The organism is Shinella sp. GW821-FHT11G07, from assembly GCF_058808115.1.
In genome coordinates this window covers 1-26,605 of record NZ_JBXARJ010000010.1, presented here as the reverse complement: position 1 = coordinate 26,605, position 26,605 = coordinate 1, and the positions used below count along the sequence as shown (strand labels likewise).

Here is a 26,605-nt window from a genome sequence, read left to right as displayed (position 1 = left end):
AATCATGCTCCAGTTTGTGAAATCTCAAATAACCGCCGAACCTCCCCCTGACCGACCTTAGATGAGAATAGTGAGTAGTTATTTCGTTCCTTGCGAGCGCGCCCAAACAACAGCGCGGAATTTATACCCAATTTTTCTGCTAAATCCAAAAACGGCTGTTCTGTCTTCGAAATACGAGCCGGTGACCTTCTCCAAACATCTCCCTTTACCACAAATTCTGAGGCAAACATATTCGCCTCATTTTCAAATTCATCAATACTCGTATCCTCAAAATCGTCAAAAAACCCGGCTACCATCCCCAAGTCTATATGAAGAAATACGTGCGCAAGCTCGTGCAGAAGTGTAAACCAGAAGTAGTCCACTCGATCAAAGCGAAGAGTCATTGCTATAATAGGTGCTCCATCAACAAGGAGAGCAGCACCATCCAGCCTTAGACCGGGCACCTGAGGCTCGTAGACGAACCCGATTCCATGTGACCTAAGCATTGAAACTGCTTCAAGAGGGCCAGTTGGTAGGCGACTTAGCCTTACAAGTTCAGGTACCCAAGATAGGTCAAGTGGATCAAATTCCGCAGCAGTGCTACCGCGATCTCGCGAAAACACGTCCGTTATCCGCGCTCGCCAACTAAGGAGTGCAAATTCGTTTTCTGCATCTTCTCGGTCAGCAGAAGATCTCAGTAATGCAGGGCTTCCATAATTTCGGTGCGCATCACTCAAGTACAATGCGAGCCTTTGCTCAGCACCTTCGTCTGCTTCCAGAGCGGAAAACCATCCCGCTGCGCGACCGTGCCGCAATATTTTTCTTATTGTGTCTGAAGAAAATTCAGCGAGGATTTCCTCTCCTATCCACTCATTCGTCCGCTTTGACATAGAGGGCTTTAAGGATACGCCCAAAGATCGGGCCAATCGACCATAGTTTGCTAGACTTATTGATCGATACTTATCCGCCTCGTATCGCTGTATCTGCTGCTCTTTCAAGCCTACACGGCGGGCAAATTCTTTTTGGGACATGCCCCGCGCAATTCTTGCTACAACAAGAGCAAGTCCCGGATCCCCGTCTACCGCACTGAACAAGTCGGCGGAATCCGCCGCCTTAGTTTTTTCGTAGAGCTCCACAGCACGGAGCACAACTTCTCTCCGTCGCTTCAAGGAGTTTCTATATGCGGCCCAAACTTCTTCAGCAAAGCCTTGTTTTGCCACTTCAATCGCGGCACGTCCGGATAGTTTCATATCAAGGCGCTCTAGAAGACGCCTTGCGTTTTTCAGATCACGATCATTCAGAACCAGTGAAGCAACCATAATAAAAATCTAACACAACATTTTCGTTGTGTCGAGCGCGGCGGTGCTTTCAATTTTCCCCACCCTCTCCACCCATGCCATAATCCCCTCATCCCGCCGCGGATACACCGCAAGGCGTTGCGGCGAGGCGGGGGCGGCGCTTTTGGGGTGGGCGGGACGTAATCCTGCTCCGGAAGGGCCTGCGGAAAATGGTCTCCCTCCGGCGACACGGGGGAAGCGGCGGGGTGTCGGACCGACCCTGTCGCTTCACGCCCCGAACGGCGCGCCGGATGTGCCTGTGCGGCACACAAGGAGGCTGGCCCGGAGGATGCGTCGGCATCGTCCGCCGGGGTGATGTCTTTCCGGGACGGGTGCGGATCGCGCCTGTCCGGGCGGCAGGGCTCATGGAGAGCGCTGCCGTTCCGTCAACCGGATAGGACCCGCCCCGGAAACCGACGGCAACCGCCCGCCGGCGCCAGCCTTTGCAGAGAGACCGGAGTCGCAGGCAAAAACCGCTGAACGGGGTGCCGCGAGGTGCCAGTTACTTACTTTAGATGCGGCAGCTCCGGGCCCCGTCCGACGTTCGTTTGTCCAGAGCCCGGCGTGGTTTCACGCGCGGGACCGATGCCGCGCATCCGCAGTCCGGCGCCCCCGGCTGAAGCGCACGCGTACCCGACCTCTCACAGACAGGAGCCCCCATGTTCGACCGCAGCCGGCTTCCCCCGCTCGACGAGGCGCTGCTTTGCCACACCGCCGATATGCTCGCCGTGCCGTCGCACGCCTGCTCTGTGCGCGAATGCCGGCGCGCGCGCCGCTGCTCGTTCTTCTATCGGGACGACCGGCAGCCCTGCTGCGTCGACAATCTCGACGACGAGCAGCGCCGTCTGTTCGACGCTTTTGCCGAACTGGTGCGCGATGTCAGGGACTACAGCACGCCCGCCAGCAAGCTGCTTTTCGCCTCGCGCTGGCGCGGTGAACGGGAGATGCAGGATGCGGCAGTGGCGGTGGCGCGCTCGCTGCTCGCCGGGCGGCGGCTACGGTCGTTCCGGGCGTTCGAGGCATTGCGGGCCAGGGAGCCGCCGCCGTGGCTGGACGGTTTTCCGCCCGACTGAGCGCGTCTTCGCGGCCGTGTGCATTGCGGCATCCGGCATCGCGGGGTAAAGGCTGGACATCCCGTTACGGGACTCTGGCGAATCCCCTGATGCGGAAGGAACAGCCGATGCCGATAGCGCCGCGCCGGGGACCGATCGCCCTCGCCTACCGCGTCCTCGTCCTGCCGGGCGTCATCGCCTATCTGTTCGCCGTCAGCATCGTCGTGCTCGCCGCCGACCGCTTCTGGCTGGTCGACCTCGCCACCTTCGCCTGGCCCTATATCGTCGTCGTGGGCGCGCTGCTCGTCGTCGCGGCCTGCGTGACCCGGCGGGTGAAGGCGATCGTCATGGCGGTCGCCGGCCTTGCCGTCGCGCTCATCCCCGCCGCCGACGTGCCAACCGCCCGCCTCTCCACCGCTTCCACGGGCCTGAAGGTGCTCACCGCCAATCTCTACGTGCTGAACGCGCAGACCCCGGAAACCTTCGTCGATCTGCTGCGCCGGGAAAAACCTGACATCGTCGTGATGCAGGAAACCACGCGGCGCTTCGTGACCGCCATTACGGCCTCACGCCTCTTCCCCTATGAAAGCCAGTTCGATCCCTCCGCGCGCGACGGCATAAAGGTCTATTCGCAGCTGCCGATCCGCGCCCAGACCGCCCTGCAACGCGCCTTCACCGAGGAGGACGCCTACAAGCAGCCGCTGCGCCTCGAGCTCGATGCGCGCGGCAAGCCGCTCTTCCTTTACGCCTTCCACCCCGAGACGCCCCGCCGCCTCTGGCAATGGCGCGACCGCAACGCCTATCTCTCCGCCGCCGCCGACGCCGTGAAGGGCGATCTCGAAAAGGCGCCGGTCATCGTCGCCGGCGACTGGAACACGCCGACCTGGTCGCCGTTCTTCCGCAATTTTCTGAAGCAGGCGGGCCTTGCCTCCACCGCCGGCGGCTGGCTGCAGCCGGTCACGCGCTTCAGCCTGAAGCTCGCGCCGCTCGCCTATATCGGCGCCTCGATCGACCACATCGCCGTCTCGCCCGACATCTCGCTGCACGCCCGTCGCATCGGCCCGGATTTCGGCTCCAACCACCTGCCCGTCATCGCCGAACTCTCGCTGCCGGAAAGCTGACCGGGGCCTCGTCACGGCGGAAAAACACCCTATCTTGGATGCAGGACTTTTACGGGAGATGACGATGCCGACAGAGAAGGACAGCCCGAAAACCTCGATCGAACAGGAGCGCGCGCGCCAGAAGCAGAAGAGCGAGAAGGCCGAGCAGGACGACTATCTGGAAGAGGCGCTGGAAGAGACCTTCCCCGCCAGCGACCCGATCGCCCCCGGCGATGCGAAGGACCACGCCAAGTGAGACGGGGCCGTTGACGCAGCGATGAGCACCCCCTTCCTCTTCACCGGCCCGGAAGACGCCACCACCACGATCCTGCTTGCCCATGGCAGCGGCGCGCCGATGGATTCGGCCTCGATGAACGCGGCCGCAGCGGCGCTCGCCGGAGAAGGCCTGCGCATCGCCCGTTTCGAATTCCCCTACATGGCCGCCCGCCGCACCGACGGCAGCCGCCGGCCACCACCGAAGGCCGAGACGCTGAACCCGGAGTTCCGCGCCGCCGTCGAGGCGCTCGCGGCGAAGGGCAGGCTCGTCATCGGCGGCAAGTCGATGGGCGGGCGCGTTGCCAGCATGGTGGCTGACGCACTTTTTGCCGAAGGCCGCATCGCCGGCCTCCTCTGCCTCGGCTACCCGTTCCACCCACCGGAAAAGCCGACACAGTTGCGCACCGCCCACCTGATGGCGCTGAAAACGCCGACGCTGATCTGCCAGGGCACGCGCGATCCCTTCGGCACGAAGGACGAGGTGCCGACCTATGGCCTGCCGGCCAGCATCCGCGTCCTCTGGCTGGAAGACGGCGACCACGATCTCAAGCCGCGCAAGAGCATTTCCGGCTTCTCCGCCGCCGATCACCTCACCACCATGGCGAGGACCGTGAAGGCCTGGACGGAGACTTTGTAGCCGTGTTCCGCGCGGAACAGCGCGGAACAGCGTCCCATGCGAAAGTTCGGTCACTGGATGGAACGAACCATCCCAACCGAACCAGAAGGGACACCACCATGCGCAACCTCATCCTCGCCGCCGCTGTCGCTCTCACCGCCGTTGCCTCCTTCGCCGCCCCCTCGCAGGCCGGCTATTACAGCTACGACTACCAGCCCTATTGCTTCATCAAGAAGATCAAGAGCTACGACTACTACGGCAACCTCATCATCAAACGCGTCCGCGTCTGCCGCTAAGCGGAGCCCTTCGACCGGGGTCGCTGGAAGCGCGGCTCCAGCGGCCAGACGGCCTCACGGACGTGTGAAGCCCGGATGCGATACCGCATCCGGGCTTCAGACTTTTTCAATTGCCGTCAACCTGCCCGGCCCAGCTCTGCGTGGTAGACTGGCCATCGAGGAAAGGCAGTGCGGTATTGACAAGGGCGGGTGCCGCAAAGGTTTCGTAGTGGGTCAGGCCCGGCAGGATGGCCAGACGGTTCTTTGACATGTTCTCCCGCATCCAGCCGGCATCCTTCAGCCCGCCGCCGAGCTTCTGGTAGAACTCGACCATATGCTCCGGCCGGATCATGTCGCTGTCGCCGAAGATCAGCATGACCGGCATGGAGAGTTTTGCGACGGCGGCGGAGGCGTCGTAATCCTGGCGCATCGCCTCACCCATGGCATCGAGCAGTTTCGGAAACTCGGAAACATCGGGTGCTACGGCCGCATAGGATTTGTACATCGGCGTCTCCTTCATCATGTCGGCCATCGCGCCCGAAACCGCCTCCTGCTGCGGAATCATCTCGGGAAAGAAACCGTTCCGGGCAAAGGGCGCGGAGGCGATGACGAGACGGCGCACCTTGTCCGGCGCCTGCGCGGCCATCTGGAGAGCCACGCCGCCGCCAAAGGAGTAACCCAGCACATCGACCTGGTCGTAACCGAGTGTCGTGACGAGGCCGGCCATGTCCTTGCCGATGGCCGCAATGTCGATCGGCCGGCTGCCGAGCGGCGTGCGACCATGCCCCTGGAGATCAACGCCGATCACCTGGCGCTGATCCTGCAACGTCTTGAGATTGGCGCCGAACATCTCGATCTGGCCAAGGCCGCCGTGAAGCAGCAGCAGAGGCTCGCCCTTGCCGCGGATCTCGTAGTAGTAGTTGATACCGTTGACCTCAAGATGGCCCGCCTTGTCCGGCTTGCCGGCCTCGCCCTGCAACGGGTTGTCCCTGGCCTCCTCGGCGGCTGCGATGGGTGCGAAAGCGGCAAGTGCTGCGGTCAGAAGGGTGATGATGGTCATTCTGGGCATGTCGTTCTCCTCGGTTCCAACCGGCGCCCGCCGGTTTCATGCACCAAGGACGTCGCCCGGACCGACGAGCCGACACGGCCCTCGAAATTTTTCTGCAGCGCTTGAAAAGTTGAATCAACGGGTTGCCGGACTGAATCCGGTTTCTCCAGCAACATGCTGTAATAATTATACTATTCAATTCGCGGATGGCCTTCTGCGGGGAAGAAAACATTAACCGGCACGTGGCAATATTAGCGCAAAACCAGATACGTTCCCGGGCAGACCATGGCACACAGCTTTTCCTATACGCACTACGATCTCGACATGCAGCGCGGCGGAACGGTGATCGAGATCACGCTTTCGGCGGTGGCCAATGTGCGCCTGATGAGCCACGCCAACTTCGACCTGTTCAAGAACGCCCGCCAGCACAAGTTTCTCGGCGGCGTCGCCAAACAATCGCCGATCCGCTTGAAGATTCCGAAGAGCGGCCATTGGCACGTGGTGGTCGACATGGAAGGGCATCCGGGCAAGGCCGACTCGTCGATCAAGATCGTGCCGCTCGCCCCGCCGAAACCGGCACCCCGCTTCAGCGCTGCGTAGCCTTGAGGCGAGAAACCGACACGAGAAGTAAATATGTATAATTTCAACTATTTTGAGCGTCGAGCAAAAGAGCTGATCGCGGACGGGAACGCTGCGGATGCGATCAAGATCTATCTGTTCATGGCAGATGGCGACCAGTCGCTGGACGGCGGATATCTCGGGGAGCGGCTGGGTCTATGCTACGAAAAAATTGGCGACCTGCATGCCGCAAAGTACCGGTACGGGCGGGCGATTGAAGAAAACCCCGGGCTGAGGCTGATCGCCATCAACGCCAGGGAAAGGCTCAGCCAAATCAGCGTAGATTCCATCCTGGTAAGCGCAGAATAGTCATCTCAACGACGGCGCCACGCCAAGCGTGCAGCGCGGCCTAACCGCGCTCCCGCCGCAGCTTCGCCCACCATTCGAGCCGCTTGCGCAGCTCGCGTTCAAAGCCGCGCTCCGGCGGGTCGTAGAATTGCCGGCGGCCCATCTTTTCCGGAAAATAGTCCTGGCCGGAAAAGGCATCTGGCTGGTCGTGGTCGTAGCGATAGCCGTCGCCGTAGCCCTCGCCTTTCATCAGCTTGGTCGGCGCGTTCAAAATGTGCTTCGGCGGCAGCAGCGAGCCGTTTTCCTTGGCTGCGCGCATGGCCGATTTGTAGGCGGTGTAGACGGCGTTCGATTTCGGTGCGGTGGCAAGATAGAGGCAGGCCTGCGCCAGTGCAAGGTCGCCCTCCGGTGAGCCGAGGAAGTCGTAGGCATCCTTCACAGCATTGCAGACGACCAGCGCCTGCGGATCGGCAAGGCCGATATCCTCGACGGCCATACGCACCATACGGCGGCAAAGGAACAGCGGATCCTCCCCGGCATCCAGCATGCGGGTAAGATAGTAGAGCGACGCATCGGGGTCCGATCCGCGCACGGCCTTGTGCAGAGCGGAGATGAGATTGTAATGGCCGTCCTGCGATTTGTCATAGACCGGTGCGCGGCGCTGCACGATGCGAAAGAGATCGTCCTGCCCGAAGGTTTCGCCGGCGCGCGCCGCGCGCCAGACTTCCTCCGCCAGCGTCAGCACCGCCCTGCCATCGCCGTCGGCCATGCGCAGCAGCGATGCCCGCGCCTCCGCGTCCAGCGGCAGCGGTTTTTCCTGGACCGCCTCGGCGCGCTTCAGCAGTTCTTCCAGGCTCTCTTCGTCATGCGGCTTGAAGGTGAGCACGCGGGCACGGGAGAGAAGAGCGGCGTTGAGCTCGAAGGACGGATTTTCCGTCGTGGCGCCAACGAGCACGATGGTGCCATCCTCCATGACCGGCAGGAAACTGTCCTGCTGGGCGCGGTTGAAGCGATGGATTTCGTCGACGAAGAGCAGCGTCTGGCGCCCGCCCATGCGGCGCTGGCGAGCGGCGTCGAACATCTTCTTGAGATCGGCGACACCGGAGAAGATCGCCGAAATCTGCTCGAAGGCAAGGCCGGTTTCGCCCGACAGCAGCCGTGCCACCGTCGTCTTGCCGGTGCCGGGCGGTCCCCAGAAGATCATCGAGCCGAGCGAGCCGGCCTCGATCATGCGCGACAGCACGCCGTCCGGCCCGGTCAGGTGCTCCTGGCCGGAAACCTCGCCCAGCGTGCGGGGGCGCAGGCGATCGGCAAGCGGGCGCTTAGCTGCCATGTCCTCCGGTTCACGCGGGGCGAAAAGATCACTCATCGGAAGAACTGGCGGATGCGCTGGCCGTCGCGTTCGATCTCGACGCGCCAAATGGACGGGTCCTCGTTGACGAGCTTGGCGAGGATTTCGCTCGACGTGACCGCAGTGCCGTTGAGTTCGACGATGATGTCGCGTGGCTGGAGACCGATGCGGGCTGCCGGCGAACCACGATTGATCTCGGTGACGACCACGCCGGTTGCCGCCTGGTTGACCGGCATGCGCAGCTCTTCAGCGATACGCGGCGACAGATTGGCGACGACAGCACCGGAGAAGGGATTGCGGCCTTCGATCAGCCGCTCGTCGCGCGGCGTCGTTTCGGGCGCGCGGTCGAGCGACAGCGTCAGGTCCTCTTCCTTGCCGTTGTTGACGATGGTGATGCGCGCCGTGCCGCCGATGCCGACCGTGGTCAGACGATAGCCGAGGGCATCAGGATGTTCGACCGGAATGCCATTCACCGCCGTAATGACCTGCCCCGGCTTCATGCCCGCCTTTTCCGCCGGGCTGCCGGCCTGCACCTGCGAGATCAGCGCGCCGCGCGCCCTTTGCAGGCCGAGCGCTTCGGCCACTTCCGAGGTGACCGCCTCGAAGGTGGCGCCGACGAAGGGACGGTCGAAGCTGGCGCTGCCGTTCTCCGCGCTGGCGATGAAGGTTTTCACGAGGTTGGCCGGTATGGCGAAACCGACACCATTCGAGCCGCCGCCGCGCGAAAAGATCGCCGTGTTGATGCCGATCAGCTCACCGTTCATGTTGATCAGGCCGCCGCCGGAATTGCCGGGATTGATCGAGGCGTCGGTCTGGATGAAGAAGCCGAAGTCGCCGGACCGCACCTGGTTACGCGCCAGCGCCGAAACGATGCCGCTGGTCACGGTCTGGCCGACGCCGAAGGGATTGCCGATGGCAAGGACGAGATCGCCCACCGCGACCGCGTCGCTGTCGCCCAGCGGCAGTGCCGTGAATTCGAAGTCGCCCTTGACCTTGAGCACGGCGAGATCGACGCGCTCGTCCTTCAGCACGACGGTGCTTTCGTACTCACGACCATCGGCGAGCGCGATCTTGATGTCGCTGGCGCCCTCGATCACATGGTTGTTGGTGACCACTATGCCCTTCGTGCCGACGATGACGCCGGAGCCGAGCGACGATTGCTTTTCGCTGCGATTCGGCATGCGCTGGCCAAAAAATTCCTCGAAGAAGGGATCGCCCTCGAAGATCGATCGACGCTCGACGACGCGCTCGGCATAAACGTTGACGACGGCATTCTCGACCTGCTTGACGAGCGGTGCGAAGGAGAGCTGCATCTCCGTGCGCGATTGCGGCACGGTGCGCTCCTGGGCCGTGGCGGGCGTAACGAGCGCCAGCGCGAGAACGACCGGGACGGCAAGCAAGGTGCGGACTTTCAGCATGGACGAGTCTCCTTCGTTTCTGCGCTACGATCAGATAGGATTTCGCAGGAAAAAAGGCAAACCGCCCGCTTGTCGATCGCGACGACGTCACGAGCAATGCACGAAAAAGTGGTCACCACAAATCTTTTGCTGCCGTTGAAACAACATGGGCCTCGTCTACGTAGGTACCAGGGAAAGCAACCGAACAAATCGAGCCTCACCATGTCTTTCTACCGCCCGCCCCGCATCGCCACTTCGGATATTACGCCGGAACACTGTTTCCTTAATCGCCGCACCTTTCTCGCTGCTGCGGCGGGTAGCGCGATGGCTGCGGCCGGCACGCCGGCTTTTGCGGAGGCCCTGAAGGCGGCGCCGAGCCAGTACAAGGTCGATGAGAAGCTGACGCCGGAGAAGGACGTCACGACCTACAACAATTTCTATGAGTTCGGCCTCGGCAAGGGCGATCCGGCGGCGAATTCGGAGAAATTCAAGCCGACGCCCTGGACCATCAAGGTCGACGGCCTTGTCGGCAAGCCGAAAGAATTCGGGCTGGAAGAGCTAATGGCCATGCCGCTCGAGGATCGGGTCTATCGCATGCGTTGCGTCGAGGCCTGGTCCATGGTCATTCCGTGGATCGGCTTTCCGCTCGCTGCCCTGCTCGACCAGGTGGAGCCGCTCAGCGACGCGAAATACGTCGCTTTCGAGACTGTGGTGCGGCCGGAGGAAATGCCAGGCCAAGGGGGCTACTTCCAGTCGCTGCCCTGGCCCTATGTCGAAGGCCTCAGGTTGGACGAAGCCCGCCACCCGCTGACGATCCTCTCCGTCGGCGTCTACGGCAAGACCCTGCCGAACCAGAACGGCGCGCCGATCCGTCTCGTCGTGCCTTGGAAATACGGCTTCAAGGGCATCAAGTCGATCGTCAAGATCACGCTCACCGACAAGCAGCCGCCCTCGACCTGGAACCTTGCCGCCGCCAACGAATACGGCTTCTACGCCAACGTCAATCCGGAAGTGGACCACCCGCGCTGGAGCCAGGCGAGCGAGAACCGCATCGGCGAAGGCGGCTTCTTCGGTGCCAACCGCCGGCCGACTTTGCCCTTCAACGGCTATGCCGAGGAGGTCGCAGGCCTCTATGCCGGCATGGATCTGAGGGCGAATTTCTGATGGTCAGCCTGCCCGCCCTGCCCCGCAAATATCATGCGGCGTCGATCTGGCTGCTCTATGCCGTCGGGCTCGCGCCGGCGGCCTATGGCTTCTATCTCGGCGCGACGGGACTGTTGCCTGGCAATCCGGTAAAAGAGTTCGAGCACCTGCTTGGCCTCTGGGCCCTGCGCTTCCTCGTGGCGACGCTTGCGATCACGCCCCTGCGGGATCTCTTCGGTATCAACTGGATCCGCTACCGTCGCGCGCTCGGACTGCTGGCCTTCTGGTATGTGCTGATGCACTTCCTGACCTATATGGTGCTCGATCAGTACCTGAATTTCGCGGCTATCCTGACCGACATCGCCAAGCGTCCCTTCATCACCATCGGCATGGCCGCCTTCGTGATGCTCATCCCGCTCGCGCTGACATCGAACAATTGGTCGATCCGCAGGCTGGGACCGCGCTGGGTGAAACTGCACCGGCTCGTCTATGTGATTGCGGCGGCAGGCGCGCTGCACTTTGCCATGGCGGTCAAGGTCGTCGCGCTGGAGCAGATGATCTATCTGGGGCTCGTGGTCCTGCTCGTCGCCTGGCGCCCCATACGGCCGCGCTTCAATCGCTGGAAACGCGGAAGCGACGGGCGAACGCAGTTCAACAGGGCATAGAAAAGGCCGGGAGATCGCTCTCCCGGCCTTTTTCAACTGTGTATCCCGAAAAGATCAGGCGGCTTCAGCTTCGGCTTCAGCAGCAACGCGCGCCTTGTCGGCTGCGCCCTTGGCGTCGACGTCGCGTTCAACGAACTCGATGACGGCGAGCGGGGCGTTGTCGCCGTGACGGTAGCCGGCCTTCATGATGCGAAGGTAGCCGCCGTTGCGGGTGGCGTAACGGGTCGCGATGGCGTCGAACAGCTTGGCGACGACGGTAACGTCACGGATCTGCGAGATCGCCTGACGACGAGCGTGCAGGTCGCCGCGCTTGCCGAGGGTGACGAGCTTCTCGACGATCGGGCGAATTTCCTTCGCCTTCGGCAGCGTCGTTACGATCTGCTCATGCAGGATGAGCGAAGCAGCCATGTTGGCGAACATCGCCTTGCGGTGGCTGGGGGTACGGTTGAGTTTGCGACCGGAATTCTGGTGGCGCATCTCTATTCTCCTTCACATGCAGGCAGTTGCCTGCCGTTTGATGGTTCCGCATGTCCGTCCCGCTCCGCGGAACACAGGTACATGCGCGTTTGTACATGCTAAGGCCAGCTTTACGCGCCCCCGTGGGGGCGCGCGCGGCCTTAGTACTGGTCTTCGTAGCGCTTGGCGAGATCTTCGATGTTCTCGGGCGGCCATGCCGGCACTTCCATGCCGAGGTGCAGGCCCATGGAAGCGAGAACTTCCTTGATTTCGTTCAGCGACTTGCGACCAAAATTCGGAGTGCGAAGCATTTCGGCTTCGGTCTTCTGAATGAGATCGCCAATGTAGACGATGTTGTCGTTCTTCAGGCAGTTCGCCGAACGGACCGAAAGTTCCAGTTCGTCGACCTTCTTGAGGAGCGCCGGGTTGAAGGCGAGCTCGGTAACCGACTCTTCTTCGGCTTCCTTCTGCGGTTCGTCGAAGTTGACGAAGACCGAGAGCTGGTCCTGAAGAATACGGGCCGCGAACGCGATCGCATCTTCGCCGGTGACGGAGCCGTCAGTCTCGATGGACATGGTCAGCTTGTCATAGTCGAGAACCTGGCCTTCACGGGTGTTTTCCACCTTGTAGGACACTTTCTTGACCGGCGAGTAGAGGCTGTCGACCGGGATAAGGCCGATCGGCGCGTCTTCGGAACGGTTGCGGTCGGCCGGGACGTAGCCCTTGCCGTTGTTGACCGTGAACTCCATGCGGATTTCCGCGCCCTCGTCAAGGGTGCAGATGACATGGTTGGGGTTCAGGATCTCGATGTCGCCGACCGTCTGGATGTCACCAGCCGTAACAACGCCCGGACCCTGCTTGCGCACGACCATACGCTTGGAATCGTCGCCATCCATCTTGATGGCGATTTCCTTGATGTTGAGCACGATATCGGTCACGTCTTCGCGGACACCCGGGATCGACGAGAATTCGTGCAGGACGCCATCGATCTGCACGGCGGTAACAGCCGCGCCACGCAGCGACGACAGGAGAACGCGACGCAGCGCGTTGCCGAGCGTCAGGCCGAAGCCACGCTCCAGCGGCTCTGCAACAAGGCTCGCCTTGGTGCGGCCGGAGGAGGCGAATTCCACCTTGTTCGGCTTGATCAGTTCCTGCCAGTTTTTCTGGATCATATGTTTTGCCTTCCGTTCGCCGCCACCATTCAATCGTGACGGCCGAGCCCTGAAGATCCATGGAAGCCGACCGGCTTCCATGGTTGTTTAAATGCGATGATCAGACGCGACGCTTCTTGCGCGGACGGCAACCGTTGTGCGGGATCGGGGTCACGTCGCGGATCGACGTGATCATGAAACCGGCAGCCTGGAGGGCGCGCAGAGCCGATTCACGGCCGGAACCCGGACCGCAGACTTCGACTTCCAGCGACTTCATGCCGTGTTCCTGCGCCTTCTTGGCAGCATCTTCAGCAGCGATCTGGGCTGCGAACGGGGTCGACTTACGCGAACCCTTGAAGCCCTTGGCACCGGCCGACGACCAGGCAATTGCGTTGCCCTGTGCATCGGTGATGGTGATCATCGTGTTGTTGAACGAAGAATTGACGTGAGCAACACCCGAGGTGATGTTCTTGCGTTCGCGACGGCGGACGCGTGCGGCTTCTTTGGCCATGGGTAGTCCTTTCGTTGATCTCGACACCGCCGTAGTACCAGCGGCTCCACCGGGAGAGACTGAAGTCCCTGCCCTGAATAACAAATGCACGCTGCCCCCGTAGGGCGATGCGTGCGGCGATATCGTCACTGCCGTAATGCCAGCAGCTCCACCGACCGGGACCCATGCATGACGCAAGGCCCCGCTCGAAACTCAAAAGAGGCCGGCGCGAAGCGCCAGCCTCTTGTTCCCCGTTGCCGGGAAATTACTTCTTCTTGCCTGCGATGGCCTTTGCCGGACCCTTGCGGGTGCGGGCATTGGTGTGCGTGCGCTGACCGCGGACCGGAAGGCCACGACGGTGACGCAGACCACGGTAGCAACCGAGGTCCATGAGACGCTTGATGTTCATCGAGGTTTCGCGACGCAGGTCACCTTCGACCTGGTAGTCGCGGTCGATGGCTTCGCGGATCTGCAGAACTTCTGCGTCCGTGAGCTGGTGCACACGACGTTCAGCCGGGATACCGACCTTCTCGATGATTTCCTGTGCGAATTTCGGGCCGATCCCGTGGATGTAGGTCAGCGCGATGACTACGCGCTTCGCGGTCGGGATGTTGACGCCAGCGATACGTGCCACGCCTGTTCTCCTTGCTTCCAGTTGCCATCCGGCAAGTGGTTTTCTTCATATGAAACGGCCCAGGAGCCGTGTCGCTCAATCGATGTTCGGGTCATGTCGAAAACGACCGAACCCGGACTTCGTTTTTTGGAAGTCCGCGCCGATCGCAATGGAATGTCGCGAGTTGGCGCTGTCTTAAGGGGGAATCGGCCAAAAAGTCAACTCCCCGGCCGGTCCTTTTTAGGCTTTGAGCCCCTAAAGCAGTTCCTGATGGAACATTGCTTCTCAGGCCTTCTCCAGAATCCCGTCGATTTCGGCGGTTACGACATCGACATTGGCCATGCCGTCGATCGTCTGGAGCTTGCCGGTCGAAGCGTAGTAGTTCGACAACGGCGCAGTCTTTTCGCGGTATTCCGTCAAACGGCGCTTGAAGGCCTCCGGATTGTCGTCGGAGCGAACGGTGCCGCCGGCGGCAAGCGTTTCCGCCACGCGAGTCTCCATGCGCTTCACCAGCGCATCCTCGTCGACCTTCAACTCGATGACGGCATCAAGGGCGATGCCCTTGCCGGCGAGAATTTTGTCGAGGGCCTCGGCCTGCGGAACCGTGCGCGGGTAACCGTCAAGGATGAAGCCTTTGGCACAGTCTGCCGAATCAACGCGATCGGAAACGATCTCGTTGACAATCGCATCGGAAACGAGCTGGCCGGCATCCATGACGGCCTTCGCGCGCTTGCCGACATCCGTGCCGGCGGCAACAGCCGCCCGCAGCATGTCACCCGTGGAAAGCTGCGGAATACCGTGCTTTTCCGTCAGGAGCTTGGCTTGTGTACCCTTGCCAGCGCCCGGCGGCCCCAGAAAAATCAGTCTCATCGTCCCCTCTTTCCTCCACGCAGCTTCGACTTCTTGATCAGCCCTTCATACTGCTGAGCAATCAGGTGACCCTGTATCTGTGCTACAGTATCCAGGGTCACGCTGACAACAATCAAAAGCGACGTACCACCAAGGTAGAACGGCACACCGGTCTGCGCGATAAGGATTTCGGGAAGGATACAGACGAACATCAGGTAGGCCGCGCCGATGACCGTGATGCGGGTCAGCACGTAGTCGATATATTCGGCGGTGCGCTCGCCCGGGCGAATGCCCGGAATGAAGCCGCCGTGCTTCTTCAGATTGTCGGCCGTGTCCTTCGGATTGAAGACGATGGCCGTGTAGAAGAAGGCGAAGAACGCGATCATGCCGGCATACATCATCATGTAGAGCGGCTGGCCGTGGCCAAGCGCTGCGATGATGGTGGTCGCCCAGGACGGCAGTTCCGCGGTGTTCGAGAAACCGGCCAGCGTTGCCGGCAGCAGAAGCAGCGACGACGCGAAGATCGCCGGGATGACGCCCGCGGTGTTGAGCTTCAGCGGCAGGTGCGAGGTATCGCCCTGGAACATGCGGTTGCCCACCTGTCGCTTCGGATACTGGATCAGAAGCCGGCGCTGGGCGCGTTCGACGAAGACGATGAGCGCGATGACGCCGACAGCCATGACCACGACGGCAATGACCACGCCGATCGACAGCGCGCCTGTGCGGCTGAGTTCGAGCGTACCGGCCAGCGCGCCCGGCAGGGCGGCGACGATGCCGGCGAAGATGATCAGCGAAATGCCGTTGCCGATGCCGCGCGAGGTGATCTGTTCACCCAGCCACATCAGGAACATGGTGCCGCCGAGCAGCGAAATGACGGTGGAGATACGGAAGAACCAGCCCGGATCGTTGACCAGCCCTGCCCCGCTCTCGAGGCCGACCGCGATGCCATATGCCTGCAGCGTGCCGAGCAGCACCGTGCCGTAGCGAGTGTACTGGTTGATGATCTTGCGACCCTGCTCGCCTTCCTTCTTCAGCTGCTCCAGCGAAGGAACGACCGAGGTCATCAGCTGCACGATGATCGACGCGGAAATATATGGCATGATGCCGAGTGCGAAGATCGCCATGCGCTCGACGGCGCCGCCGGAGAACATGTTGAAGAGGCCGAGGATACCGCTCGACTGGCCACGGAAGGCCTGCGCAAAGGCTTCGGGGTTGAGGCCCGGCAACGGGATATAGGTGCCGAGACGATAGACGAGCAGCGCGCCCAGCGTGAACCAGAGGCGCTTCTTCAGATCTTCCGCCTTGGCGAAAGTCGAGAAGTTGAGATTAGAGGCAAGTTGTTCCGCTGCCGAAGCCATGCATTTCTCCGCGAAGCCGATCCGGCGGCGGGGAGCCCGGCCAGGTCCGGAATGGCTGATCCGTTGGCACATGCGCCCGGCCTCCTCGGACCGATTGCACATGCTAAAATTCGTCGTGCCTATTTTGCCGTTGCGGCAAACCTGGCGGATGGAGCCTAAACCGGTTGAAACGCGGATTGTCAAGCAATCCCGGCCTCACCGCACTGCATAATTCCTTAAATCGCAATCGATGTAAGGAATTATGCAGCAGATTCAAAATTCTACAGCGACTTTGGTGCATCACGTGTGACGCGCGGCGTTGTAGTTTCTCTTCCGGATAACAACGGCCCAGAGAATCCGGGCGTCGTCGTGAGGCTCACATATGGGAGCAAAATCGCCCGGTGTGAAGCACACCGGGCGAAGTTTTCGTCGAATTATTCGGCTGCTTCTGCTGCTGCCGAGAGAAGCTTGATCGAGCCACCGGCCTTTTCGATCTTCTCAACAGCCGGCTTGGAGGCGCCGGCGACTTCGAACGTCACCTTTGCCGTCAGTTCGCCATCAGCGAGGATGCGAACGCCGTCCTTGACGCGGCGGATAACACCAGCGGCCTTGAGAGCGGCTGCGTCAACAGTTGCCTTGCCGTCGAGCTTGCCAGCGTCGATTGCGACCTGAATGCGGCCCAGCGACACGATGACGAAGTCAGACGAGAAGATGTTGTTGAAGCCGCGCTTCGGCAGGCGACGGTAGATGGGCATCTGACCGCCTTCGAAGCCGTTGATGGCTACACCCGAACGTGCCTTCTGACCCTTTACACCGCGACCGCCGGTCTTGCCGGAGCCAGAACCGATACCGCGACCTACGCGCTTACGGTTCTTGGTGGAGCCTTCGTTGTCTTTGATTTCATTGAGCTTCATGATCTATCCCCTCACTTCTCGTCGACGACGCGAACGAGGTGCTGGACGGCACGGATCATGCCGCGGACAGACGGAGTGTCTTCCAGCGTGCGAACCCGATGCATCTTGTTGAGGCCCAGGCCGACCAGCGTTGCGCGCTGTACGGCCGGACGGCGGATGGGGCTGCCGATCTGCTCGACAGTCACCGTCTTCGATACGGTTTCTTTCTTAGCCATGGATCAAACTCCCTTATTCTTCGGAAGCGACGCCGGCGGACGTACGACGAGCCTGCAGCGTTGCATATTTCATGCCGCGCTGAGCTGCGATGTCCTTCGGGTGCATCTGGCTCTTGAGAGCGTCGAACGTCGCACGGATCATGTTGTACGGGTTCGAGGAGCCGGTCGACTTGGCGACGACGTCATGAACGCCGAGCGTTTCGAAGACGGCGCGCATCGGACCACCAGCGATGATACCGGTACCGGCCTTGGCCGAGCGAAGCAGAACCTTGCCGGCGCCGTGACGACCGTGCACGTCGTGGTGCAGCGTGCGGCCCGAGCGCAGCGGTACGAAGATGAGGTCGCGCTTGGCGGCTTCAGTGGCCTTCCGGATGGCTTCCGGAACTTCACGAGCCTTGCCGTGGCCGAAGCCGACGCGGCCCTTCTGGTCGCCGACGACGACGAGAGCTGCAAAGCCGAAACGACGGCCGCCCTTGACGACCTTCGCGACGCGGTTGATCGCGACGAGCTTGTCGACAAACTCGCTGTCACGCTCTTCGCGGTTCTGGCGGTCATCGCGACCGCGCTTTTCCTGTGCCATTGTCCTTTTCCTTTTTATTTTCCGGGTGCAATCGGCAGATTGACGAAAATCGCCTCCATTCAGGAATGGAAGCGACTGATACCCAACTGAGGTCGGCGGGCGCTCGAGGCGCCCGACCGGATGATCAGAAGGTCAGACCACCTTCACGAGCAGCTTCGGCGAGTGCCTTGATGCGGCCGTGATAGATGAAGGCGCCACGGTCGAAAACGACCTCGTTGACGCCAGCCTTGACAGCACGCTCAGCAATGAGCTTGCCGACGGCAGCGGCTGCTGCCGTGTCGGCGCCCGTCTTCAAGGACGAGCGCAGATCGGTGTCGAGCGTGGAGGCAGCCGCAAGCGTCTTGCCGGCCACGTCATCGATAACCTGTACGTAGATGTTCTTCGACGAGCGATGAACCGACAGGCGTGGACGGCCATTGGCGACCGCCTTGATGGAACGGCGCACGCGGTTGGCGCGGCGCACGAGAGCTTCTTTCCTGCTAGCCATTTCGCGTGATCCTTACTTCTTCTTGCCTTCTTTGCGGACAATCCGCTCTTCGGCATACTTGACGCCCTTGCCCTTGTAGGGCTCGGGGCCACGGTATTCGCGGATTTCCGCTGCGACCTGGCCGACCTTCTGCTTGTCGATGCCGGAGATGACGATTTCCGTCGGCTTCGGAACAACAATCGAGATGCCTTCCGGCGTCTGGTAGACCACGTCGTGGCTGAAGCCGAGTGCCAGCTGCAGGTTCTTGCCCTGCAGCGACGCGCGGTAGCCGACGCCGTTAATTTCGAGCTTGCGCTCGTAGCCGTCCTTCACACCCTTGAAGATGTTCTCGACCATCGTGCGGGACATACCCCACTTGGAACGAGCATCCTTGGATGCGTTGATCGGCTGTACGACAACAGCGTTGTCTTCGAGCTTCACCGAAACTTCGTCGTTTGCGACGAAGAACAGTTCGCCCTTCGGGCCCTTTGCGGTGACCTTTTGACCATCTACGGTCGCGGTGACACCAGCGGGAACCTGAACGGGCTTCTTACCGATACGAGACATTGTTTTATCCTGTCTGTTCGTTATGGAGATCCTTACTCAGTCTTAGAAGACCGAGCAAAGAATCTCGCCACCAACGTTCTGTTCGCGTGCCTGGTGATCGGCCATCACGCCCTTCGGGGTCGAAAGGATGGTGATGCCGAGGCCGTTCGCGACCTGCGGAATGGACTTGACCGAGACATAGACCCGGCGGCCCGGCTTGGAGACGCGAGCGATCTTGCGGATCACGGACGCACCTTCGTAGTACTTGAGTTCGATGTTCAGCTCAGCCTTGCCGTTGCCGAATTCGACTTCCGAATATCCGCGGATGTAGCCTTCGGACTGAAGGACGTCCAGAACGCGGGCGCGCAGCTTGGAAGCCGGCGTGGAAACGCTCGACTTGCGGCGTGCGGCGCCGTTGCGGATGCGGGTGAGCATATCGCCCAGAGGATCAGTCATTGACATGTGCCCGTCTCCTTACCAGCTCGACTTGACAATGCCCGGCACCTTGCCGGAATTGCCCAGTTCACGAAGCGCAATACGCGACATCTTGAGTTTGCGATAAAAGGCGCGCGGACGGCCAGTAACTTCGCAGCGGTTGCGGATGCGGGTCTTCGAACCATTGCGCGGCAGCGCAGCGAGCTTCAAGGTAGCCTGGAAGCGCTCTTCGATCGGAAGAGCCTGGTTCTGAGTGATCGCCTTCAGGGCCGCACGCTTTGCGGCATGATTGGCAACCAGTTTGCGGCGGCGCTTGTTCTTTTCAACTGCGCTCGTTTTCGCCATAACAGTTATCCTTCTTTACGCTTGTCGTTACGGATCAGGCGCGGAACGGGAAGCTGAACTCTTTCAGAAGAGCCCGTGCTTCGTCGTCCGTCGGTGCCGTCGTGCAAACGATGATGTCCATGCCCCACATCTGATCAACCTTGTCGTAGTTGATCTCAGGGAACACAATGTGCTCCTTGATACCCATGGCGAAGTTGCCACGGCCATCGAAGGACTTCGGGTTCAGACCACGGAAGTCGCGTACGCGGGGCAGCGCGATGTTCACGAGGCGATCCAGAAATTCGAACATGCGGGCGCCGCGAAGGGTAACCTTTGCGCCGATCGGCATGCCTTCGCGGAGCTTGAAGCCCGCGATGGAGTTACGAGCGCGCGTGATGACCGGCTTCTGGCCGGCGATCGCTGCGAGGTCGGCAGCCGCAACAGTCGGCTTCTTCGAGTCGCCCGTCGATTCGCCAACACCCATGTTGATGACGATCTTGTCGAGGCGCGGGATCTGCATCTCGTTGGCGTAGGAGAACTGCTCCCTCAGCGCCGGGCGAATACGCTCGACATAATCCTTCTTGAGCCGGGGCTCATACTTGGTGTCAGCCATCGATCGACACTCCCGAACGCTTTGCAACACGAACCTTCTTGTCACCCTCGACCTTGAAACCGACGCGGGTCGGCTTGCCGTCCTTGGGGTCGGCGATCGCGATGTTCGACAGATGGATCGAAGCTTCCTTGGTGATGATGCCGGCTTCCTGGGTCTGGGACTGACGCTGGTGACGCTTCACCAGGTTGATACCCTTGACGACCGCACGGTCTTCCTTCGGCATGACCTGAACAACTTCACCGGTACGGCCCTTGTCCTTGCCGGTGAGTACGACGACCTTGTCGCCCTTACGAATCTTTTGCATAGCCATCGCTCCTTAGAGTACTTCCGGAGCCAGCGAGATGATCTTCATGTGGTTCTTTGCGCGAAGTTCGCGCGGAACCGGTCCGAAGATACGGGTGCCGATGGGCTCTTTCTTGTTGTCGATCAGGACGGCTGCGTTGTTGTCGAAACGGATCACGCTGCCGTCTGCGCGACGGATGTCCTTGGCGGTGCGAACAACAACCGCCTTCATCACGTCACCCTTCTTCACGCGGCCGCGCGGGATGGCTTCCTTGATCGAGACGACAATAATGTCGCCGACCGAAGCGTACTTGCGCTTGGAGCCGCCCAGAACCTTGATGCACATGACACGACGTGCGCCGGAATTATCCGCGACGTCGAGGTTAGTCTGCATCTGAATCATGTCAGGTCGCCTTCTTGTTTTACCGGACCGGTTGGGTGTTAGCCCCCTGTTCCAGCTTATGGAAATTCATGTCTTCGCGCGGGATGGTGTGTTGCCAAGGTGGTTTCCACGTCGGCGAACCGATGGACCTTCCGTGCGCTCAAAGCAAAAGAACGCTCGCGATTCCGAGCGTCCTTACGCTGCTTCATACAGAGATTCGCGCCAGAAGCAAGAGCCTGGCGGTTAATCTGATGTTTTTAAGCCTGGGCCGATACGACGGTCCAGCACTTGTCCTTGGAGATCGGCGCACATTCCTCGATGGAAACGACGTCGCCAACCTTGAACTGGTTGGTTTCGTCATGCGCCTTGTACTTCTTCGACCGGCGAACGGTCTTCTGAAGCAGCGGGTGGGCAAAGCGGCGCTCGACGCGAACGACAACGGTCTTGTCGTTCTTGTCACTGACTACAGTGCCCTGCAGAATGCGTTTCGGCATCTTTTTCTGGTCCTTAGGCCTTGGCTTCTGCCGCCTTCTGGCGGGCAATGGTCTTGACGCGCGCGATGTCCTTGCGGACTTCGTTGATACGCGAGGTCTTCTCGAGCTGGCCTGTCGCCTTCTGGAAGCGCAGGTTGAACTGCTCTTTCTTCAGCTTGGCAAGCTCGTCGTTGAGCTGATCGGCGCTGAGCGCCCGAACGTCTACGGCTTTCATAGCTTCTGCCCCTTACTCTGCAATGCGCTGTACGAAGCGCGTCTTGACCGAGAGCTTGGCCGAGCCGAGACGAAGCGCCTCACGGGCGATCTCCTCGGTAACACCGTCGATCTCGAACATCATACGGCCAGGCTTGACCTTGGCCGCCCAGTATTCGACCGAACCCTTACCCTTACCCATGCGGACTTCGGTGGGCTTTGCGGTGACCGGAACGTCCGGGAACACGCGGATCCACACACGACCGGCACGCTTCATGTAACGGGTGATCGCGCGGCGAGCCGCTTCGATCTCGCGAGCGTTCACGCGGTTAGGTTCCTGAGCCTTCAAGCCGAACTCGCCGAAAGCGAGGTCGGAGCCGCCCTTGGCGACACCCTTGATGCGGCCCTTGAACTGCTTGCGGTACTTGGTACGCTTTGGCTGCAACATTTTTTTACTTCTCCGATATTGGCTGCCAAACGCGACTGTTACGCGTTTTCACGACGACGGTCGCCACGATCACCGCGCTGTTCGCGGCTGGCGGGGCCCTGGCTGTCACTTTCGCTTGCGCGACGCTCAGAGGCCATCGGGTCATGCTCAAGGATTTCGCCCTTGAAGATCCAGACCTTGATGCCGCAGATGCCGAATGCGGTCTTGGCTTCAGCCGTACCGTAGTCGATGTCTGCACGCAGCGTGTGAAGCGGAACGCGACCTTCGCGGTACCATTCCGTACGGGCAATTTCTGCGCCGCCGAGACGACCACCGCAGGTGATCTTGATGCCTTCGGCGCCAAGACGCATTGCGGACTGAACAGCGCGCTTCATCGCACGGCGGAAAGCCACGCGGCGTTCGAGCTGCTGGGCGATCGACTGCGCGACGAGCGTCGCGTCGACTTCCGGCTTGCGCACTTCAACGATGTTGAGGTGCGTTTCAGAGTTCGTCATCGCGGCAAGCTTCTTGCGAAGCTTTTCGATGTCTGCACCCTTCTTGCCGATGATCAGACCCGGGCGAGCCGAGTGGATCGTGATGCGGCACTTCTTGTGCGGACGCTCGATGACGACCTTGGCGATACCGGCCTGCTTCAGCTCTTCCATGACGAAAGCGCGGATCTTCAGGTCTTCATGGAGCAGCTGGCCGTATTCGGCGTTGTCGGCGAACCAACGGCTGTCCCAGGTACGGTTGATGCCGAGGCGGAAACCGATTGGATTAATCTTCTGACCCATTATGCGGCCTCCCCTTTGGCTTCGACTTCACGGACGACGATCGTGAGATGCGAGAAAGGCTTCTCGATCCGCGATGCGCGACCGCGGCCACGGGCGTGGAAACGCTTCATGACAATCGACTTGCCGACATACGCTTCCGCGACGATCAGCGAGTCCACGTCGAGGTCGTGGTTGTTTTCTGCGTTGGCGATAGCAGATTCAAGCGTCTTCTTGACGGTCTCAGCGCTACGCTTGCGCGAGAATTCAAGCTCAGCGAGAGCCTTGTCCACCTTCTTGCCGCGGATGAGCGCAGCAAGCAGGTTGAGCTTCTGGGGGCTGACGCGGATCGTGCGCGCGATGGCCTGCGCCTCGTTATCCTTCAGCCGACGTTCGGCTTTAGCCTTACCCATCGTTACTTCCTCTTCGCCTTCTTGTCCGCACCGTGACCGTAATAGGTCCGGGTCGGAGCGAATTCACCAAACTTGTGGCCAACCATGTCTTCGTTGACGGCCACCGGGATGTGCTTGCTGCCGTTGTAGACGCCGAAGGTCAGTCCAACGAACTGCGGCAGGATCGTGGAGCGGCGGCTCCAAATCTTGATCACTTCGCTACGACCGCCTTCACGAACCTTCTCAGCCTTCTTGAGAAGATAGCCGTCAACAAACGGGCCTTTCCATACTGAACGAGCCATTCCTGACTACCTCTCTTACTTCTTCTTCAAGTGGCGCGAGCGCATGATGAACTTGTCGGTCGACTTGTTCGAGCGGGTACGCTTGCCCTTGGTGGGCTTGCCCCACGGGGATACCGGGTGACGACCACCGGAGGTGCGGCCTTCACCACCACCGTGCGGGTGGTCGACCGGGTTCATGACGACGCCGCGGTTATGCGGGGTCTTGCCGCGCCAGCGCGTGCGACCGGCCTTGCCGTCGTTGATGTTGCCGTGATCCGGGTTGGATACGGCGCCAATCGTCGCGAGGCAGGACGAGTGAACCAGGCGCTGTTCGCCCGAGTTCAGGCGAAGGATCGCCATGCCCTGATCGCGGCCGACCAGCTGAACGAAGGTGCCGGCGGAACGGGCGATCTGGCCACCCTTGCCCGGCTTCATTTCAACATTGTGAATGATCGAGCCGACCGGGATGTACTGCAGCGGCATGGTGTTGCCGGGCTTGACGTCAACCGCCGCGCCGGACGCGATGACCTTGTCGCCAACGGCCAGGCGCTGCGGCGCCAGGATGTAGGCCTGCTCGGCATCGGCATAGTTCACCAGTGCGATGAACGCGGTGCGGTTCGGGTCGTATTCCAGACGCTCGACCGTGCCCTCGACGTCGAACTTGCGACGCTTGAAGTCGATGAGACGATAGGTGCGCTTGTGGCCACCGCCGATAAAGCGGGCGGTAATGCGACCGAGGTTGTTACGGCCACCACTCTTGGAGAGACCTTCGGTCAGAGCCTTGACGGGCTTGCCCTTGTAAAGGCTCGACCGGTCGACGATGACCAGCTGGCGCTGGCTCGGGGTGGTCGGGTTGTAGTGTTTCAATGCCATTTTTCTGTTTCCTTTCAGCCGACTGCCCGTTAGAGCCCGGTGGAGACGTCGATGGACTGACCGTCAGCAAGCGTGACGATAGCCTTCTTGACATCTCCCTGCCGGCCGGCGAAGCCGCGGAAACGCTTGATCTTGCCCTTGCGGACGAGCGTGTTCACAGCCGTGACCTTGACGCCGAAGAGTGCTTCCACTGCAGCCTTGATTTCAGGCTTGGAGGCGCGCTTGGCAACGTTGAAGACGACCTGGTTGTGTTCGGAGACCAGCGTCGACTTTTCGGTGATCGAAGGAGATACGATCACATCGTAGTGGCGAAGATCCGTCATTTGAACCGCTCCTCGAGGGCTTCTACAGCAGCCTTGGACAGAACGAGCGTGCCGCGGCGCAGGATATCATAAACGTTGATGCCCTGGATCGGCAGAACGTCCACGTTCGGGATGTTCCGTGCTGCGAGCTTGAAGTTGCCGTCAAGTTCTGCGCCGCCGATGATGAGGGCGTTGGTGAGGCCGAGCGACGCGAAAACGCCAGCCAGAGCCTTCGTCTTTGCTTCGGAAGCAACCAGATCGTCGATGATGATCAGGTTTTCAGCCTTCAGCTTGGCCGAGAGCGCATGACGCAGGCCAAGAGCGCGAACCTGCTTGGGCAGGTCGTGGGCGTGGCTGCGAACAACCGGGCCGTGGGCCTTGCCGCCGCCGCGGAACTGCGGAGCACGTGCCGAATGGTGACGAGCGCGACCCGTACCCTTCTGCTTGTACATCTTGGCGCCGGTGCGGGAAACTTCCGCGCGGCCCTTCGACTTGTGGGTGCCCTGCTGCTTCTTGGCGAGCTGCCAGCGAACGACGCGGGCAATGATGTCCTCACGCGGCTCAAGGCCGAAAATCGTGTCGGAAAGGGAGACCTTGCCGGCGTCCTTCCCCTCGAGGGTCGTGACTTTGAGATCCATGATCAGGCTCCCTTACTTAGCTGCGGCGCGCACGGCGGCCGGACGCGGAGCGTCGGACGGGGTGCCGGACTTGACGGCGTCACGAACGACGATCCAGGCGCCCTTGGAGCCCGGGACTGCGCCCTTGACGAGGATGAGACCACGCTCTTCGTCGGTCGAAACGACCTCGAGGTTCTGGGTGGTGACGCGCGTCTGGCCCATATGACCAGCCATGCGCTTGCCCTTCCAGACCTTGCCCGGATCCTGGTTGTTACCCGTCGAACCGTGCGAACGGTGCGAGACGGAAACGCCGTGCGTTGCACGAAGACCACCGAAGTTGTGGCGCTTCATGGCACCGGCAAAACCCTTACCGATCGTGGTGCCGGTAACGTCGACGAGCTGACCTGCCACGAAGTGGCTGGCGGTCAGTTCTGCGCCGATGTCGATGAGGTTGTCTTCCGAGACGCGGAACTCGACGAGCTTCGCCTTCGGCTCAACGCTTGCAGCGGCGAACTGGCCACGAAGTGCCTTGACCGTGTTCTTCACCTTGGAGGTGCCGGCGCCGAGCTGGACGGCCGTGTAGCCGTTCTTCTCCTGCGTACGCTGGGCAACGACCTGGACGTTATCCAGTCGCAATACTGTAACAGGGATATGCTCACCTGCGTCATTATAGACGCGAGTCATCCCTACTTTCTGTGCAATCACACCTGAACGCATGGTTCAATCCTCTTAGAAGTCCTGTCGGGGTATTCCCGTGAGCGGGAGCCCCTTCATGCCTCTTGGTTTAAGGATTCCACTCGGGCTTTCTAGCCGTCGGGTTTCCCGTTTTCAGAAGACGTCGGCTTACGCCACGTACCTTCCTTGTTATTTCGGCTTACGCCGGACTTAGAGCTTGATCTCTACGTCTACACCGGCCGCAAGGTCGAGCTTCATAAGAGCATCGACGGTCTGCGGAGTCGGATCTACGATGTCGAGCAGGCGCTTGTGCGTGCGCATCTCGAACTGTTCACGGCTCTTCTTGTCCACGTGGGGCGAGCGGTTGACAGTGAACTTTTCAATACGGGTCGGGAGCGGAACGGGGCCGCGGACGCTTGCGCCGGTGCGCTTTGCCGTCGACACGATTTCACGCGTGGAGGCATCAAGGATCCGGTGGTCAAACGCCTTGAGGCGGATGCGGATGTTCTGGCCGTTCATACGACTTTTTCCTTAGTTCGTTATCCGCGCGATTCTCTTGAGAATACGCGTTTTTTGATTCTGCGGTTGCCTTAAAGGAACACGCACGAAAACACAATGCCGAAAGGCCAGTCCGCTAAATTATCAAAGACCGGAGGGGCAGGATAACACCCTGCCCTTCCTATTTCAGCGGCCTTAAGCCTTATGTCTTACTCGACGATCGAAGCGACGATGCCGGCGCCGACGGTGCGGCCGCCTTCACGGATTGCGAAGCGCAGCTTTTCTT

Annotated in this window: 41 protein-coding genes; 9 read left to right on the top strand and 32 right to left on the bottom strand. The window is 60.8% G+C overall.

Translation table 11 applies throughout. The annotated features are described in order from the left end of the window. Window positions 1-2 precede the first annotated feature (2 nt). A complete protein-coding gene (locus AC1RT2_RS19715) occupies window positions 3-1,298 on the bottom strand; it encodes an ImmA/IrrE family metallo-endopeptidase (RefSeq protein ID WP_493104627.1) in 1,296 nt (431 codons plus the stop codon). Window positions 1,299-1,975: 677 nt separating this feature from the next. Here AC1RT2_RS19715 and AC1RT2_RS19710 point away from each other — a divergent pair. The 5 genes from AC1RT2_RS19710 (at window position 1,976) to AC1RT2_RS19690 (ending at window position 4,656) form a co-directional block, all read left to right on the top strand. Further along, window positions 1,976-2,389, top strand: a complete 414-nt coding sequence (locus tag AC1RT2_RS19710) for a hypothetical protein (protein WP_493104625.1) — start codon at window positions 1,976-1,978, stop codon at window positions 2,387-2,389. A gap of 107 nt (window positions 2,390-2,496) precedes the next feature. Further along, the gene (locus AC1RT2_RS19705; RefSeq protein ID WP_493104623.1) at window positions 2,497-3,489 is read left to right on the top strand and encodes an endonuclease/exonuclease/phosphatase family protein; all 993 of its coding nucleotides are present in this window, start codon (window positions 2,497-2,499) and stop codon (window positions 3,487-3,489) included. A 64-nt stretch (window positions 3,490-3,553) separates the two neighbouring features. Then, window positions 3,554-3,724: a hypothetical protein gene (locus tag AC1RT2_RS19700; RefSeq protein WP_171902393.1), complete on the top strand. Its 171-nt coding sequence runs from the start codon at window positions 3,554-3,556 to the stop codon at window positions 3,722-3,724. A gap of 21 nt (window positions 3,725-3,745) precedes the next feature. Then, window positions 3,746-4,381 (top strand): alpha/beta hydrolase family protein, encoded by a 636-nt coding sequence (locus AC1RT2_RS19695; protein ID WP_493104621.1) that lies wholly within the window; start codon window positions 3,746-3,748, stop codon window positions 4,379-4,381. 98 nt (window positions 4,382-4,479) lie between these two features. Then, window positions 4,480-4,656 (top strand): hypothetical protein, encoded by a 177-nt coding sequence (locus tag AC1RT2_RS19690; RefSeq protein ID WP_160859753.1) that lies wholly within the window; start codon window positions 4,480-4,482, stop codon window positions 4,654-4,656. Window positions 4,657-4,762: 106 nt separating this feature from the next. On the opposite strand, the gene AC1RT2_RS19685 is transcribed toward AC1RT2_RS19690, so the two are convergent. Continuing rightward, window positions 4,763-5,704, bottom strand: a complete 942-nt coding sequence (locus AC1RT2_RS19685) for an alpha/beta fold hydrolase (RefSeq protein WP_493104618.1) — start codon at window positions 5,702-5,704, stop codon at window positions 4,763-4,765. 264 nt (window positions 5,705-5,968) lie between these two features. Between AC1RT2_RS19685 and AC1RT2_RS19680 the strand changes: the two genes are divergently transcribed. Both AC1RT2_RS19680 and AC1RT2_RS19675 read left to right on the top strand, forming a co-directional pair. Further along, window positions 5,969-6,283 carry a DUF1883 domain-containing protein gene (locus tag AC1RT2_RS19680; RefSeq protein WP_493104616.1) on the top strand — a complete coding sequence of 105 codons (315 nt, stop codon included), beginning with the start codon at window positions 5,969-5,971 and terminating at the stop codon, window positions 6,281-6,283. A 33-nt stretch (window positions 6,284-6,316) separates the two neighbouring features. Further along, window positions 6,317-6,610 carry a hypothetical protein gene (locus AC1RT2_RS19675; protein WP_493104614.1) on the top strand — a complete coding sequence of 98 codons (294 nt, stop codon included), beginning with the start codon at window positions 6,317-6,319 and terminating at the stop codon, window positions 6,608-6,610. A 40-nt stretch (window positions 6,611-6,650) separates the two neighbouring features. On the opposite strand, the gene AC1RT2_RS19670 is transcribed toward AC1RT2_RS19675, so the two are convergent. Beyond that, window positions 6,651-7,958, bottom strand: coding sequence for a replication-associated recombination protein A (locus AC1RT2_RS19670; protein ID WP_444801761.1), 1,308 nt, complete (start codon window positions 7,956-7,958; stop codon window positions 6,651-6,653). Next, entirely contained in the window at window positions 7,955-9,358 is a 1,404-nt protein-coding gene (locus tag AC1RT2_RS19665; RefSeq protein WP_493104612.1) for a DegQ family serine endoprotease, read from the bottom strand. The genes AC1RT2_RS19670 and AC1RT2_RS19665 overlap by 4 nt, the downstream gene beginning before the upstream one ends. Window positions 9,359-9,559: 201 nt before the next feature. Here AC1RT2_RS19665 and msrP point away from each other — a divergent pair, with 201 nt between their 5' ends. Then, window positions 9,560-10,501, top strand: a complete 942-nt coding sequence (msrP, locus tag AC1RT2_RS19660) for a protein-methionine-sulfoxide reductase catalytic subunit MsrP (RefSeq protein ID WP_493104610.1) — start codon at window positions 9,560-9,562, stop codon at window positions 10,499-10,501. Further along, the gene (gene msrQ, locus AC1RT2_RS19655; protein ID WP_069059011.1) at window positions 10,501-11,145 is read left to right on the top strand and encodes a protein-methionine-sulfoxide reductase heme-binding subunit MsrQ; all 645 of its coding nucleotides are present in this window, start codon (window positions 10,501-10,503) and stop codon (window positions 11,143-11,145) included. Before msrP ends, msrQ begins: the two co-directional genes overlap by 1 nt. A 54-nt stretch (window positions 11,146-11,199) precedes the next feature. Here the strand turns inward: msrQ and rplQ are convergent, their stop codons facing one another. From rplQ to AC1RT2_RS19515, 28 genes are all read right to left on the bottom strand, one after another. Further along, on the bottom strand, window positions 11,200-11,622 hold the full coding sequence (rplQ, locus tag AC1RT2_RS19650; RefSeq protein ID WP_069059012.1) for a 50S ribosomal protein L17: 423 nt from the start codon (window positions 11,620-11,622) through the stop codon (window positions 11,200-11,202). Window positions 11,623-11,762: 140 nt separating this feature from the next. Beyond that, entirely contained in the window at window positions 11,763-12,773 is a 1,011-nt protein-coding gene (locus AC1RT2_RS19645) for a DNA-directed RNA polymerase subunit alpha (RefSeq protein WP_069059013.1), read from the bottom strand. A gap of 100 nt (window positions 12,774-12,873) precedes the next feature. Continuing rightward, window positions 12,874-13,263, bottom strand: a complete 390-nt coding sequence (gene rpsK, locus AC1RT2_RS19640) for a 30S ribosomal protein S11 (RefSeq protein WP_069059014.1) — start codon at window positions 13,261-13,263, stop codon at window positions 12,874-12,876. Between the two features lie 244 nt (window positions 13,264-13,507). Continuing rightward, complete coding sequence (gene rpsM, locus AC1RT2_RS19635; RefSeq protein ID WP_069059015.1) at window positions 13,508-13,876, bottom strand: 30S ribosomal protein S13; 369 nt, start codon at window positions 13,874-13,876, stop codon at window positions 13,508-13,510. Between the two features lie 264 nt (window positions 13,877-14,140). Further along, window positions 14,141-14,725 (bottom strand): adenylate kinase, encoded by a 585-nt coding sequence (locus tag AC1RT2_RS19630; protein ID WP_444801767.1) that lies wholly within the window; start codon window positions 14,723-14,725, stop codon window positions 14,141-14,143. After that, window positions 14,722-16,062: a preprotein translocase subunit SecY gene (gene secY, locus AC1RT2_RS19625; protein ID WP_069059017.1), complete on the bottom strand. Its 1,341-nt coding sequence runs from the start codon at window positions 16,060-16,062 to the stop codon at window positions 14,722-14,724. Before secY ends, AC1RT2_RS19630 begins: the two co-directional genes overlap by 4 nt. 413 nt (window positions 16,063-16,475) lie before the next feature. Then, entirely contained in the window at window positions 16,476-16,955 is a 480-nt protein-coding gene (rplO, locus tag AC1RT2_RS19620) for a 50S ribosomal protein L15 (protein WP_069059018.1), read from the bottom strand. Window positions 16,956-16,966: 11 nt separating this feature from the next. Continuing rightward, on the bottom strand, window positions 16,967-17,170 hold the full coding sequence (gene rpmD / locus AC1RT2_RS19615; RefSeq protein WP_069059019.1) for a 50S ribosomal protein L30: 204 nt from the start codon (window positions 17,168-17,170) through the stop codon (window positions 16,967-16,969). A gap of 13 nt (window positions 17,171-17,183) precedes the next feature. Next, window positions 17,184-17,750, bottom strand: a complete 567-nt coding sequence (gene rpsE, locus AC1RT2_RS19610; protein ID WP_069059020.1) for a 30S ribosomal protein S5 — start codon at window positions 17,748-17,750, stop codon at window positions 17,184-17,186. Window positions 17,751-17,874: 124 nt separating this feature from the next. Further along, window positions 17,875-18,237, bottom strand: coding sequence for a 50S ribosomal protein L18 (rplR, locus tag AC1RT2_RS19605; protein WP_069059021.1), 363 nt, complete (start codon window positions 18,235-18,237; stop codon window positions 17,875-17,877). Window positions 18,238-18,249: 12 nt separating this feature from the next. Beyond that, window positions 18,250-18,783 carry a 50S ribosomal protein L6 gene (gene rplF, locus AC1RT2_RS19600; protein WP_069059022.1) on the bottom strand — a complete coding sequence of 178 codons (534 nt, stop codon included), beginning with the start codon at window positions 18,781-18,783 and terminating at the stop codon, window positions 18,250-18,252. Between the two features lie 42 nt (window positions 18,784-18,825). Then, window positions 18,826-19,224: a 30S ribosomal protein S8 gene (gene rpsH / locus AC1RT2_RS19595; protein ID WP_069059023.1), complete on the bottom strand. Its 399-nt coding sequence runs from the start codon at window positions 19,222-19,224 to the stop codon at window positions 18,826-18,828. A 12-nt stretch (window positions 19,225-19,236) separates the two neighbouring features. After that, the gene (gene rpsN, locus AC1RT2_RS19590) at window positions 19,237-19,542 is read right to left on the bottom strand and encodes a 30S ribosomal protein S14 (protein ID WP_069059024.1); all 306 of its coding nucleotides are present in this window, start codon (window positions 19,540-19,542) and stop codon (window positions 19,237-19,239) included. Between the two features lie 34 nt (window positions 19,543-19,576). After that, window positions 19,577-20,134: a 50S ribosomal protein L5 gene (gene rplE, locus AC1RT2_RS19585; RefSeq protein ID WP_069059025.1), complete on the bottom strand. Its 558-nt coding sequence runs from the start codon at window positions 20,132-20,134 to the stop codon at window positions 19,577-19,579. Beyond that, window positions 20,127-20,438 (bottom strand): 50S ribosomal protein L24, encoded by a 312-nt coding sequence (gene rplX, locus AC1RT2_RS19580; RefSeq protein ID WP_069059026.1) that lies wholly within the window; start codon window positions 20,436-20,438, stop codon window positions 20,127-20,129. Before rplX ends, rplE begins: the two co-directional genes overlap by 8 nt. Window positions 20,439-20,450: 12 nt before the next feature. Then, window positions 20,451-20,819 (bottom strand): 50S ribosomal protein L14, encoded by a 369-nt coding sequence (gene rplN, locus AC1RT2_RS19575; protein ID WP_003495199.1) that lies wholly within the window; start codon window positions 20,817-20,819, stop codon window positions 20,451-20,453. A 236-nt stretch (window positions 20,820-21,055) separates the two neighbouring features. Further along, window positions 21,056-21,292, bottom strand: a complete 237-nt coding sequence (gene rpsQ / locus AC1RT2_RS19570) for a 30S ribosomal protein S17 (protein ID WP_069059027.1) — start codon at window positions 21,290-21,292, stop codon at window positions 21,056-21,058. Between the two features lie 13 nt (window positions 21,293-21,305). After that, on the bottom strand, window positions 21,306-21,506 hold the full coding sequence (gene rpmC / locus AC1RT2_RS19565; protein WP_069059028.1) for a 50S ribosomal protein L29: 201 nt from the start codon (window positions 21,504-21,506) through the stop codon (window positions 21,306-21,308). Window positions 21,507-21,518: 12 nt separating this feature from the next. Then, on the bottom strand, window positions 21,519-21,932 hold the full coding sequence (gene rplP, locus AC1RT2_RS19560; RefSeq protein WP_069059029.1) for a 50S ribosomal protein L16: 414 nt from the start codon (window positions 21,930-21,932) through the stop codon (window positions 21,519-21,521). Between the two features lie 38 nt (window positions 21,933-21,970). Beyond that, a complete protein-coding gene (rpsC, locus tag AC1RT2_RS19555) occupies window positions 21,971-22,705 on the bottom strand; it encodes a 30S ribosomal protein S3 (RefSeq protein ID WP_069059030.1) in 735 nt (244 codons plus the stop codon). Continuing rightward, window positions 22,705-23,094, bottom strand: coding sequence for a 50S ribosomal protein L22 (gene rplV, locus AC1RT2_RS19550; protein WP_069059031.1), 390 nt, complete (start codon window positions 23,092-23,094; stop codon window positions 22,705-22,707). The genes rpsC and rplV overlap by 1 nt, the downstream gene beginning before the upstream one ends. A gap of 2 nt (window positions 23,095-23,096) precedes the next feature. Continuing rightward, on the bottom strand, window positions 23,097-23,375 hold the full coding sequence (rpsS, locus tag AC1RT2_RS19545) for a 30S ribosomal protein S19 (protein ID WP_023517272.1): 279 nt from the start codon (window positions 23,373-23,375) through the stop codon (window positions 23,097-23,099). Window positions 23,376-23,390: 15 nt separating this feature from the next. Beyond that, complete coding sequence (rplB, locus tag AC1RT2_RS19540) at window positions 23,391-24,227, bottom strand: 50S ribosomal protein L2 (protein WP_493104600.1); 837 nt, start codon at window positions 24,225-24,227, stop codon at window positions 23,391-23,393. A gap of 29 nt (window positions 24,228-24,256) precedes the next feature. Further along, the gene (locus AC1RT2_RS19535) at window positions 24,257-24,550 is read right to left on the bottom strand and encodes a 50S ribosomal protein L23 (RefSeq protein WP_069059033.1); all 294 of its coding nucleotides are present in this window, start codon (window positions 24,548-24,550) and stop codon (window positions 24,257-24,259) included. Then, the gene (gene rplD / locus AC1RT2_RS19530) at window positions 24,547-25,167 is read right to left on the bottom strand and encodes a 50S ribosomal protein L4 (RefSeq protein ID WP_069059034.1); all 621 of its coding nucleotides are present in this window, start codon (window positions 25,165-25,167) and stop codon (window positions 24,547-24,549) included. Before rplD ends, AC1RT2_RS19535 begins: the two co-directional genes overlap by 4 nt. A gap of 12 nt (window positions 25,168-25,179) precedes the next feature. Further along, window positions 25,180-25,863: a 50S ribosomal protein L3 gene (gene rplC / locus AC1RT2_RS19525; protein ID WP_069059035.1), complete on the bottom strand. Its 684-nt coding sequence runs from the start codon at window positions 25,861-25,863 to the stop codon at window positions 25,180-25,182. Window positions 25,864-26,031: 168 nt separating this feature from the next. Next, complete coding sequence (rpsJ, locus tag AC1RT2_RS19520) at window positions 26,032-26,340, bottom strand: 30S ribosomal protein S10 (protein ID WP_003507767.1); 309 nt, start codon at window positions 26,338-26,340, stop codon at window positions 26,032-26,034. Between the two features lie 188 nt (window positions 26,341-26,528). Further along, the coding region (locus AC1RT2_RS19515) for an EF-Tu C-terminal domain-related protein (protein WP_130520932.1) at window positions 26,529-26,605 on the bottom strand (77 nt) is incomplete at its 5' end.